This is a genomic window from Methanolobus sp. (assembly GCF_030682845.1).
In the GTDB taxonomy this organism is placed as follows: domain Archaea; phylum Halobacteriota; class Methanosarcinia; order Methanosarcinales; family Methanosarcinaceae; genus Methanolobus.
The window spans coordinates 1-12,485 of sequence record NZ_JAUXNK010000099.1; the positions used below are offsets into that span (position 1 = coordinate 1).

The window sequence follows — 12,485 nt, forward strand, 5'->3', positions numbered from 1 at the left end:
ATATCCCTGTTCCCAAACTGAATTACAGTTTACTAAATAGTCAACTAAACAATTTCTTAAACCATGTATTGCAAAAAAAGCCACGACAAAATGAAAAAGAAAAAACACCTGAAGAGCTGGCATTCATCCAAATAAAGGACATCTCTTCCGATAATATCCGGCTGGCACAGATTATCTGGCAAAAAAGCCTGCACAATTCAACGATTAAAGTAGACGAGATATATTCACCCTCTTTTAAGGCCAAGCTTGACTATGACACAACCTTTGTCGGATTCCTGATACTTTCAATGGGGAAAGTAAGTCAGGACAGTCTTGAAGACGCTATCGGGGATGAGATAGATGTAATAAGGTCCCTGGCAATACTCCGAAAGCACGAGTTGATCGACATCAGGGACAGAATATGCTCGGTAAATCCCGAAGCAACAAAATACATTGAATCACTGGCCAAAGATGCGAGGATGAGCTAATGTCGGATCATAATCCAAGCCCTGCAGAGGTTCTATCATCTATCCTAAATTTTGAAGTTGTCCTTCAGATCATCGTCTTATTGGTGGTATCTCACATATTTGTAAAGGTGGTTGCGTCCATTCTATCCCGCATATCGGAGAGATTTGAGAGTCACCGGGTGCATATCCGTATGATTGAACCTCTTTTTAGGATAGTGTTCTATCTTATCGTGATATACTATATCGCCTCGTATGTTCTTACAATTTCGTCAAATCAGCTTGTAGCTTTTAGTGCACTTGCGGGCGCAGTAATAGGTTTTGGACTGAAAGATCTTTTTGCTGATGTTGCCGGAGGAATAGTGATCATACTTGAGAGCACCTATCATGTAGGCGATCAGATAAGGATGGGAGATTACTATGGCGAGGTTATTGATATCGGTCTCAGGGCAACCCAGCTCAGGACCCCGGACGATAACACTGTCTCTGTCCCAAACAACCTGATCTTCATAGAAAGTGTTGCCAGCGGTAACTATGGAAAATCGGAGATGATGGTGATTACAGATATGTTCATCGATCCACAGTCAGACGCATACCTTGCCATGAAGATCTCAGAAGAGGCAGCCTTTACATCAAAATATATCTTCCTTGACGATAAGCATGGTGTTACCGTACTGCTTAACGAGTTTCCTTCTCATCTCAGGGTACGCATCAAGGCATACGTCAATAACCTTAGATACGAATTTGAGTTCAGGTCAGACATAACTCGCCGAAGCTGGAAGGCTTTTGCACAACATGATATAAAAGCTCCTGAGGCATTCTTCCCGGGATATTATCAGAGGGAACCCGGTGAGAGTTTTTCCCAGAACAGGCCATCTCGCTCGGAGAGAGCTGGTTTTGAGGATATGTGATTAGCGACTCATAATATATTGCTTTTTTATATGACTGGAGTTTCTATCTCCAGCTTCACATCGTAATCGTAAATGTCGACGCGATTATTTATAGCGACCGGAGTCATCAATCCCTGAACATTCATAATGAACTCAATACGACTTTCTATGGAACTTATACGATAACTGTCCTTTTCGATAGTGTACTTTATACTGTATTCATTAAGACGTTCATTACCTTTAAGCTGCAGACCTGCATTTTCAGCTTCTCCGATAAACGCATTTCTGTCCGGGAAAGCGGTGAGGATGAAATATGCATCTGTCTTTTCCATGCTCAGATTCGTTGAATTGGCCAGAAGCAGGTTCATGTTCGTCAACTGGTCATAATTTTCCCATATATTCCGGTTCAGCTCCCTCATTTCCCATGAATGGCCCACGCTTCTGAAATAGGCTTTACCTTCAACTATTATCATGTCCATTGAATCATCGACAGATCCCAGTCTTACAGCCATTTTTTCGTTCAGGTAATCCACAGAACCATTCCCCCGGATAAGGGTGAAATATTCCCCCATCATTGAAATATTGCTGTGGATATCGAACTGGTAGGATTTGACATCACCAGAAGCAGATAGTGTCCTGCCTGCAAGTGTGCGGGCATCGTTCACTTCCCTGTTTTCGGCATAATAGATAGCAAAAAAAATCAATACACAGGCGAGTCCCAGTGCAACAAGCAGTTGCCTATCTATTCCTTTTCTGTTGTTCAATGACACACGGCTCATTTCCGGTTCCGTTGTTTTTTAATATAGGCCTGAGATTCACCTTCTTCTTCTTCTGGAAAGCCCAACGTAGGCTAACAAGACTATAATGCCTGTAATTATTCCGGCAAGCATCATCCAGAATAAAGCAGAATCCGGCTTATCCTGTTCATGGGGCACTTCACTTATATCAGTGTACTCTTTTTGAGCATCTTCCGGTAACTCTTCAGCAACATCCAAACCTTTTATCTCATCTGCAGGGAATGCCCGCAATGGCATCAATGGGTCCAACGGGTACGGATCCAGTGAATCGATGATGCCGTCCCCATCAGTGTCGGGATTGAAAGGATCAGTGCCGAGCCTGTACTCCACGACATTGGGCAACCCGTCCAGGTCCGAATCAAGGGGACCACGGGATTCAAACATGATAGGCTTTCCTGCAAGAGTAAAGGTAGAAAGCTGCGGGACCCTTGCCCACACATAGCCTGCATATCTCTCGCCGTATAGTTCAACATCCTCGGTGCTCACTCCAGTGTATGGGAGCTTTGTCCATCTGCGCGTGTTTTCGTCGAAGTGATAGATGCACAGGGTATTCTCATCTATGTCGCTTGGATCGAACGTGTCACCATCCCCGTTCCTGTCCAGTTCACTGGAACGATAGTAGATTTTCAGCAGAGTGCTGTTCATTATACTGCCAGTAGTATTCTGTATATTCTCACTGACCTCTATGTCAAAATACTTTCCAAGAGCGTATTCTCCGGATGCCAGTCCGGATTTTGAGGACAGCGGGACCGGTGAAGAGGTGGACTTCCTTAGCTCTATCCATGGAGTGACATTTACATCAAGGACAACACCCGCCGACAAATCCGTTCTTTTTATGGAGTCAGCAGATTCTACAAGGAAAATGTTCTTCGCTGCCATGTATTCTACCAGGACCGAACTGGTTGACGTGGTGACCTGTTCGCTCCTGAAAGCGTCCAGTATCCGGCAGTAGTCATACATGTAAGGAACTGAAAGCATTACCACTGTCTGGGTCTCATTCCATACTCCATACCTGACAGCCATCCTGTCATGATCGGACATGATCATGTTTGAGAGTACTTCACCTTCGCCGCTTAGCACATCATAGGTAATTTTCCCCGCGGTGCCATTTACAGCTCCGGGTCTGCCCAGCAGCAGGATGTAGGGTTCATGAGAATGATCTGCCAGAAGTTCATCTGCAGAACAGACAGTTATGTTCGTATACCTGCTCAAAGAATCCAGCAGTTCTTCATTGGCTTCGCTCATATCATAAGCCACAGTGATTTTCCTGACATTTGCTACAAAAGAATCCATGTCAAGCGAATCAATGAGATTATCGCCGTCCGTATCCTCAAGCAACGGGTTTGTGCCGAGGTTTATTTCCTGAAGATCGGTCAATCCGTCATTGTCCGTGTCTGCTGAAAGGGGATTTGTTTTCAGCTCCAGTTCCTCAAGGTCTGTGAGACCATCATTATCAGTGTCCCCTGAGAGAGGATCGGTTCCGGTGCCATGCACTTCATGTCCGTCCTCAAGTCCGTCTCTGTCACTGTCAGGGTCAAGCGGGTCTGTACTATAGACCCATTCAAGATAGTCGAACAGGCCGTCATCATCGGAATCCGGCTTGAGCGGATTGGAGCCGAACTCATATTCCTGGAGATCTGTCAGTCCGTCATTATCAGTATCTATATTATTGGGATTTGTGGATAAGAGATACTCGGTCAGATCATTCAGCCCGTCACCGTCGGTATCCGGATTCAACGGACTGCTACCAAAGAATACCTCGGTTCCATCGTCAAGGCCGTCTCCATCAGTGTCGTAATTCGTCGGGTCTGTGCCAAGAATGTACTCCACATAATCACCAAGCCCATCGCCATCAGTATCAGGGCTAAGGGGGTCTGTCATTGTGATGTAACACTCGGTGTGGTCATCCAGCCCGTCAAAATCACTGTCCCTGAATCCTGGGTTGCTGGTCACATGGATCTTGTGGGTGCCTGTGGAATTGGTAATTTCCACATACCAGCCTATCTGCTCGTTCACATCTATGAGGCCGTCCCTGTCCCTGTCCTCTCCGAAAGGCTCCCAGCCCTCTTTTTCAGGATAGTCATGGGTATCGATTATTCCTATGACCGCCCTCTCTTCTTCGGGGGGTGCCGGCTGGGATATATTCCATGTCTGATAGAAGCGTAACTTAGATACACCCGTGCTGTTTGGGGCATTGAACCAGAAAGTGGAAGATCCCAAAGTCTCAGTGCCTATGGCAGGCGTTCCGTTATATATTTCCTCATGCAACGTGGAATTGTCCAGGCTCACGAACAGCCAGCATCTTGCAGGCGTACCTGTGATATTGGCAGCCGGGTCTTCCTTACCCACCAGAGTGTAATCTATCACGGCTGTGATATTGGTATCAGGATCGGTCTTTATGCTGCTGCCCATGCCGTTCATGTCGACATTGCCGATATATGCTTTTGCAACGAAGTCAGGATCATCGGCATCCGGGATTCCATTACCATTCGTATCCTTTGAACGTGGGTTGAGACCTTTGAGAAATTCATTGAAGTCACTCAGGCCGTCATCATCGGTATCCTGTTTCAGGGGGCTGGACCACACATGCTGTGTAAATGTCTCGCCATGGAACTCAAATTCTATCTCCCATCCATTATGTTCTACAAAGTCGCTGAGCCCGTCACCGTCGGTGTCCCAGTTGAGAGGATCATAGCCATAGCGTAGTTCAAGCCCGTCATCTAGTCCGTCGCCATCGGTATCCTTGTTGAGCGGAGAGGTGCCATATTCTAGTTCGTAGCTATCGGAGAGTCCATCATTGTCAGTATCCCACCTGAGGGGTGATGTGCCATAGCGCAGTTCATCCCAGTTGAGAACACCGTCACCGTCAATGTCATTGGAGGATATGGCCCTCCACAGTACAAAGCTTTCTATATCCGCAGGCATGACATCGAAATAGAGAGTAGATGGGTCCGAATCGGATGTGCCTGTGTTGCTCTTTTCACTGCAGTGCCATCCAAAGAACCACCAGCATTTATCGTAGTAGACCCTGTAGTCCGAGCTTAGCCAGAACTTGAACGGGAAGTTGATCGCTGCTTCTGGCTCGATCCACAGCTTTGCTTCATATTCTGTTTCTTTCTTCCGGTGATTGTCAAGGTAAACAGTTGCACCTTCAGTGGTGGTACTGCTGCCTGCAAGCGTGTAAGCCGAGCTGTACCTGTATTGGGGTCTTATATAACTATTCTGAATATTTGTGAATGAGCCACTTGATGTTCTTGTAATGATACCCTTGAACTGGCTTTCCAGCTCGATGCGATCACCTTCGGTAAGGCCGTTGTCAGTATGATCGATAACGTTCACTGAAGTGTCCAGTATCCTCAGGTCGGCTTCGGTCTTGACCCTTACGTCTGTGAAAAGACCTATAAGCCATTCAAAGAGCATCTGCGACCAGCCTTTGCCGAATATCCATCCGAATATAAGGTCTGAAAGAGCAACAATTGCCGCAATGGCCCAACCGACCACAGGTATCAGGGATATGGCCCACAAAGCCACCGCATACAACACCATAAGTGTGGCATACAGGGTGCCGACGAATATCCCATATCCTGACCAGCCTTCGCTGGCTGCTATTGACCAGAATGCATAGAAAGCTATGGCACCAACAACAACCCATGCGATAGCTCCAAGAACAGTGCTGGTCCGGTTAACGGCTCCCATGAAACCATTGCGTACCTTTGTAACCGACTCTGTCATTGCTTTCATGAGTTTCCAGTTAGTCTGGCCTGCTATCGGTGCAAGGGGTTCCAGTTTTGTGAAAGTTATGAAGGAATAGATCGCAGTTCCACCTATTATAAGACTACAAACAAGGTCAATTGCCGCTATTCCATAACTGTCAATGGCATCAAGGACCTCATTGCCTTCAGGGAAGTTGAAATCGGTTTCAACAGATCCTACTTTAGTGACGGTGGACTCGCCTGTCTCCCAGGCTATCATCAGGTTCATGAACGTTGTAAGTGTGAGCTCATCAAGTCCGCCAGCCTGCCCCCATTGCCGGACTTCTTCCAGCATTTCCTCTGTTGTGATGGCCGTGGCCGTATCCGTATCATACCAGCTCATCTTCATGCTCTTTGTGCTTATCAGGGGTCGTTCCTTAAGCATTATATCGAAAGAATTCCCTGTGATATATGAAAGCACAGCCACATCATCCATTGCCATGTAACGGAAATCGTCTTTAAACACCCCAATGACAGGCAGGACCGTGCCTGCAGGCAGGGATGACAGTATATCAGGGGTCAATTCACCGCTGATCTTTGCCAGGGCTTCATCCTGATGGGTCGCAGAGCCGGTTTCATAATTGATGGTTACATTGTATTCATCCTGTAATTTTTGCGGCATCTGGTCAAGAGGGGTCTGTTCTCTCAAAAATGCATAGGAAAGGACAAAACCAGCTTCAAAAGTGCGTTCCCTGTCCTCGCTGAAGAACAGGCCGAAATCAGAACCATAGTTCTCCTCAACATTAAATCCTGTGAGCATGAATCTGTCATTATACTTTGCCAGGGTTGTTGATACGGATTCGTGTTCATGGATGGTCAGGGTAAATGATTCCCAGTCCTTCCTTTCATCCTTATTGGCAACGATTCCCCCTCCCCCTCCACCTTCTGCAGAAACGTACTGGCTGTTGCTGGCTCTCAAGGCGATCCTGTCATTTTCCAGATGCTGCAACTCAAAGATCTCCCAATTTCCGATCTCTGTGATGTTTGCCACCAGTTTTTCTCCTCCGCCATTTGCAGCACATATGTATTTACCATCAGCAGTTTTGAATGCTACCTTATTATTGTTGATGTAAACTATCTCAAATATATCACCGTCTGTAACGGAAGAGCTTCCGGCAACAAGTTCTGATGTTGTCCCATCCACTGAAACATACTGTCCCTTGTGTGTTCTCAAAGACACCTTCTTTGGCCTGTCGGTCTCTCCGATTGCCATCCAGGTGAGTTCTACCTTTGTGTACGTATCCATAGCCGAATCCCCGGGATAGAACATTCGACCGTTAAGGGCAACAGTCTTTCCGAAGTCCTTCACAGGTGAGAGAGGGACGTATGCCTTACCTAAAGTGACAGTGATGCCGTAATCCACAAGAGCGGAAGGATCTGAGGCGATGCCGCCGACAAGTTCTATTTCCCAGAGCTGTAGGTTATCTTCCCGGGATGTGTTCTGGATCATGGTCTTGTTGGCGCCGGGATACACTTCAAGGTATTTCCCGCTGTGCCTGGCGGCAAGTCTGTAATATCCTTCGCTGTTCAGCTCAAGTTTCCATAGCTGATGTTCCTCTCCGGTGTAGTTGCCTGTTGTGACATTTGCCATGCCTTCCTGACTGGCATTGAATACCTCCAGGCACTTACCACTGTCAGCTGAAATTATACTGTAATAGTTTCCTTCAACCTGCTCCAGCCTCCATATCTGATAGGTGTTGTCGGTGTAATTACCTGTGGTAATATTTGTATGTCCTTCCTGGCTCGCATTCAGCTGCATGTATTCCCCACTGTCCACAGAAACGATTTTAGAGTCTACAGGTACGGTGAGTTCAAGCATTGGTGTTACAGTGACATCATTTTTTGAACCGTCAAGGTCTTTCATCGTGCCGTGTGCATCATCGGGCCAGTCCCAGCTCTGGGAAAGCAGATCAAGGTGTTCCGGATTTTCAGGTCGTATCTGGAAGTTAAGGTAAGTGGGGTTGCCGTTGGTTGTAATGTTGAATTCAAAACTATCACTGAAAACGGATCTTGAGAAAAGTGAAAGGTCAAGGGCATCGATAACACCATCGTTGTCGTTGTCAAGGTCCCAGGCATTCGGAATTCCGTCACCGTCCACATCCGGATGGACACCTGTGACCTCATAATAATCAGCAAGTCCGTCGTTGTTGGAATCCGGTTCAAGTGGGTTCAGGTCGTTCTGGATCTCGAAAAGGTCGTCAAGTCCGTCAAAATCGGAATCCGGATTATTGGGGTCGGTCCCAAGTACCAGCTCAATGGAGTCCGGGATTCCATCGCCGTCAGTGTCCGGACCATACTTCGCCGGGTCCATGTCAATTTCTGAAAAATCTGTTGAGAGCAGCATGGGAGAACTCTCATCCCCCTTCCCCTCAATTGTATCAGCATCTATTGCAGCCAGCAGGGAATCAAGATCTATGCCGGTGTCGCGCTGGTTGGCAAAGGCAATTGTCTGTGCCACGGCGTTAAGTGCGGAAACTTCGAAAGGTGTAATAGATGATGAAGTAAAGGTAGCATTTAGAAGATCATCGTCGCTGGAAGCAGCCAGGGCTGGGTAGACACCTGAACCTATTAAGAGAAAAATCGTAAATACTGCAAAGAACTGAATAACGTTTCTTTGATTAATAAAGATCATAGTAGCCGTTTTGATAGTCATGGCATAAGCTCCGTAGCGGGAACTTCATTCTTATTTAGAAACTCTGTTCTCTTTTCTATAAAAACCCTTCGAAAACTTTTTAATTGATTGCTTCATTTATATACTTACAGAGAAAAGCAGCAATTCTAGAACGCTCCTCTTATTCATAAAAGAGGAACATGTTGTGTGGAGATGAAGCCAGATGATACCGGAAGAATGTCTGGGCAAGGTAGCAGGGAATAGACAACATCCCTTACACATGTTCTGCTTTGCCACAGAGTCGAGGGTATCAGCAAAAAACCTAAGTAAAGTAGGCAACCTCCTGAATAATGGAATGAGCCAAGGCTTGTTTTAAACTATATTGAGTTGATAGAGTGTCAATACAAGATGGAGATACGGTAAAGATAGACTGTTAAGGTTTGTTTACTTTTCTTCTTGTTTGTTAGTATAGATTTATTGTGCTGTCCAGACTTTTAACTTGAAAAACGCTTATATATTGCTAGAATCATTGTTAATTATAGCAATATAAAAAAGAGGTGACAATTACGGTTAAACTGCAAAATAGGAACGGACAGTATTCAATAACACTGCCTAAAAATATTGTAGAGATTGAGGGCTTTGAAAAAGGTCAACGTTTCGAGATAATCAAAATTCAAGGATACTTAGCACTTAAACCTGTTCACTGAGGGGCAAGGCAGGGCTGTGGCAGGGTTATCAGGGATTGGTTGATACGTTTGTATGTCTATGATTGTAAGCCCTTTGTAGACGATTTTTGAAAGAATAGGTTAGAGTTACATCATAATTACGATAATCGATGTAATGCAAACAAAAAAAACTATAAATCCAGGTATCTTAAATGCTTCATATCCTTCTGTTTTATTTTGCCAAAGAGCTCCGCTAACAATAGCTAGCCCAGCGAGTAGAACAATTAATTGGTCCATTAATATCACCTATTTTTGAATAATGCTTCTATTGTTTTTTATATCTAATGTTATTTATTTATTCCTAATTTAAATTGATAATGTACATTTCTTAATACAGTCTTCTTGCTCGATTCATGTTAAAATGCCCTGTGTTGCCCTCGGTCTCAGGTTTGATATGTTGACCTCATAGAATCTCTACAAACTCTCTCCTGACCCTTCCTGAACCCTCAGATACACATGCTTAACCTTCTCATCAGAGCACCTTGCAGGCAGGGTTCTGTGGGTACAACTCGTTGAAAGTGAGGAGATTTCTTTATTGCGCTCAATAATAGCGCTGGTAGGGCTTTATTTGTTGTTTTGATAGTATCGTATGTTTTATATTTTCAAGTGCTTGTAGGGGGTTTAAAAGGGCTGCAAGTGGTGGAAGGCGATATTAATTCCTGTTGTATCTTGTATATCTCACATTCCGCAGGTACGAACTCATTTTGAATAATTTTGCTTGCTAGCGTTTTTGTAATCTTAGTATTATTGTTTTCATTTATATATATATATTCGAAAAATGCCCGTTTTAGCAGCATTCTTAGCGGACAAACAAAATATATTTTTCCATCAATATAACTAAAACCAGCATCAAGCAAAATTATGAACTTTTATTGTCTACCTGCGGAATGTGAGATATAACTATTTTCAACACTATGTTTACATAGTAAGACGATATACCTCGTTTGTTGAGGATAAAAATAAAGCAAGCTCAAGGTAAGTTAAAAGCGGAGAGCATTGCAGAATAATATAGAAAATTGCTAATTTTATTTTGCCGTGCACTCCGTTATTGTACATTATAAGAAAAATAAGGAGTATCAAAGCATGGTAGAACATTTCTATCCTGGTAGGAATATACAAAGTGGAGTTAATCTAGATTTTTTTTCCAAAGAAGATCTTAGAGCAATTCACCAAGCTACAATAGACGTACTTCAGGAACCTGGTATCCAGGTGTCTGACGCAGAAGCAAGAGCTATCTTCAAAGAAGCAGGTTGTATTGTTGATGAAAAAACAATGGTAGTAAAGATCCCTGAATATGTTGTTAAAAGGGCACTTATGGACTGTCCTTCTAAATTCACCTTATGGGGTCGTGAAAAAAAACACAATATTGCACAAGAAGCAAATGGAAAAGTTCATTGGACTTGTTTCGGCGTCTGTGTCAAGATGTGCAACTATAAAGCACCTGGACAATACGAAACAGTAGACTCCACCGAGGCAGATGTTGCCGCAACCGCAAAGCTTGTAGACTGGGCAGATAATATCGATTATTATTCTCTTGCAGTTTCTGCAAGAGATTGGGCAGGCAAAGGTGCACAGGATGTTCACGAAACGCTTGTTCCTTTGATGAATACAACTAAGCACTATCTATCCCTTGATCCTGTTGGTGAAAACGTCGAATATTACTGGGACATAGTTAAAGCCTATTACGGCGGAGATGAAGAAGAAGCACGTAAAAAACCTGTTTTCTCAATGCTTCTGTGCCCAACAAGTCCCTTGGAACAGAGCGTCAACGCATGTCAAGTCATCATAAAAGGTGCACGCTTTGGGATTCCTGTGAACGTTCTGAGCATGGCAATGGCAGGGGGTTCATCCCCTGTACACATTGGTGGAACTCTTGTTACTCATAACGCAGAAGTTCTGTCTGGTATTGTACTTGCACAGTTGACAGTTCCTGGTTCCAAGGTGTGGTATGGAAGCTGCACAACCGCTTTTGACCTGAAGAAGGGTACAGCACCGGGTGGTTCACCTGAGCTCGGTCTTATCAGTGCAGCTGTTGCAAAGCTCGGCCAGTATTATGGCCTCCCCACCTTCGTGGCTGGTTCGTAGGCAGATGCAAAGATTCCTGACTGTCAGGCAGGACATGAGAAGACCATGACAAATTTATTGCCAGCCCTCGCTGGTGCAAACACGGTCTTTGGTGCAGGTGTTCTCGAGCTTGGTATGACTTTTTCAATGGAGCAGCTGGTACTTGATAATGACATGATATCAATGACAAAAAAGGTAATGCAAGGTATTCCGATATCTGAAGAGACGCTTTCGGTGGAAGCTATCCAACAGGTAGGTATCGGGAAGAACTTCCTCGCACACAAGACCACAAGAAAGAACATAGATCTGCCATCCAGCCCGAAACTCATTGACAGAATGATGTACGGCGACTGGCAAATGGCAGGTGCAAAGGATATCGCAACGGTTGCTCATGAAAAGGTCGTTGACGTCATGAAAAACCACGAAGTAGCACCAATAGATGCTGACCTGCTCAAAGACATGCAGGCAATAGTGGACAAGGCTGACAAGGCTTTCAGGGCCAGCATGTAATTGAAAGGAGGTATAAAAATGGCAACTAAAGAACAGATTATCGCAAAAGCAAAAGAAGCGATTTTAGATTTTGATGAGGATGTAGCAGCAGGGGTTGCACAGGAATACCTTGATGCAGGCATCAATACTGTAGAGCTTATCAAGGATGGGTTTACCGGTGCAATGACAAGTAGGAGAACAGTTCGAGGCAGGTACACTTTTCCTTCCTCATGTGATAGCATCATCCGAGGCTATGAGCGCAGGTGTGGCTGGACTTACACCTGAAACCGAGAAGTTGGCTTCAGAGACAAAGAGCAAAGGTAAGGTCGTAATCAGTAACATCGAGGGAGCTTCGAATGTTCCTTGGAATTTCCCTAGAATGGTCCAGCTCCCAAGTATGGTGCCCTCCCCTTCTGTTTTTTTGGGCAAATCTTTTGTAAGGATTTGCTGAGATCTTGCCGGGAAACTTTTCACACCAGACAAATTTTATGGTTTGCTTAAATACACATCAAATGTCCTCTATATCTTGTTTATGATATACATATAATATGAAGATATGAACATAAAGTCATTGAGCCCATGTCAAAATTATAAATACTATTTCCCATAATGGTATTGTGGGGATGTTAATGGAATTCAGAGAACTCTCTGATGAACAGTGGAAGTTCATTAAATCACATTTACCACCACAACCTCTTGTCGGGAGAAAGAGAG

General features: G+C 44.5%; 5 protein-coding genes and 2 pseudogenes. 5 read left to right on the top strand and 2 right to left on the bottom strand.

Annotation, left to right across the window (positions count from 1 at the left end; genetic code table 11):
• Together Q8J68_RS13640 and Q8J68_RS13645 are read left to right on the top strand one after the other, a co-directional pair.
• Positions 1-467, top strand: a 467-nt coding sequence (locus Q8J68_RS13640) for a hypothetical protein (protein WP_305312064.1), incomplete at its 5' end; no start/stop codon positions are given.
• Positions 467-1,354: a mechanosensitive ion channel family protein gene (locus Q8J68_RS13645; RefSeq protein ID WP_305312065.1), complete on the top strand. Its 888-nt coding sequence runs from the start codon at positions 467-469 to the stop codon at positions 1,352-1,354. The genes Q8J68_RS13640 and Q8J68_RS13645, both read left to right, overlap by 1 nt.
• Before the next feature lie 26 nt (positions 1,355-1,380).
• Here Q8J68_RS13645 and Q8J68_RS13650 read toward each other — a convergent pair whose 3' ends face one another.
• On the bottom strand, positions 1,381-2,103 hold the full coding sequence (locus Q8J68_RS13650; protein WP_305312067.1) for a hypothetical protein: 723 nt from the start codon (positions 2,101-2,103) through the stop codon (positions 1,381-1,383).
• A 45-nt stretch (positions 2,104-2,148) separates the two neighbouring features.
• On the bottom strand, positions 2,149-8,535 hold the full coding sequence (locus Q8J68_RS13655; RefSeq protein WP_305312066.1) for an RICIN domain-containing protein: 6,387 nt from the start codon (positions 8,533-8,535) through the stop codon (positions 2,149-2,151).
• Positions 8,536-10,301: 1,766 nt separating this feature from the next.
• On the opposite strand from Q8J68_RS13655, the pseudogene mttB reads away from it, so the two are divergent.
• The 3 genes and pseudogenes from mttB to Q8J68_RS15030 form a co-directional block, all read left to right on the top strand.
• Positions 10,302-11,792 (top strand): annotated as a pseudogene (gene mttB / locus Q8J68_RS13660) ([trimethylamine--corrinoid protein] Co-methyltransferase).
• Positions 11,793-11,810: 18 nt separating this feature from the next.
• Complete coding sequence (locus Q8J68_RS13665) at positions 11,811-12,056, top strand: B12-binding domain-containing protein (protein WP_370867652.1); 246 nt, start codon at positions 11,811-11,813, stop codon at positions 12,054-12,056.
• Positions 11,998-12,222: pseudogene (locus tag Q8J68_RS15030) on the top strand (hypothetical protein); the annotation flags it as partial. The gene Q8J68_RS13665 and the pseudogene Q8J68_RS15030, both read left to right, overlap by 59 nt.
• Positions 12,223-12,485: the final 263 nt, after the last annotated feature.

What these genes read in the sequence shown, in the direction of transcription:
- Q8J68_RS13645 (WP_305312065.1), top strand. Translation starts at nt 467, where the DNA reads ATGTCGGATCATAATCCAAGCCCTGCAGAGGTTCTATCATCTATCCTA.
- Q8J68_RS13655 (WP_305312066.1), bottom strand. Translation starts at nt 8,535, where the DNA reads ATGACTATCAAAACGGCTACTATGATCTTTATTAATCAAAGAAACGTT.
- Q8J68_RS13665 (WP_370867652.1), top strand. Translation starts at nt 11,811, where the DNA reads ATGGCAACTAAAGAACAGATTATCGCAAAAGCAAAAGAAGCGATTTTA.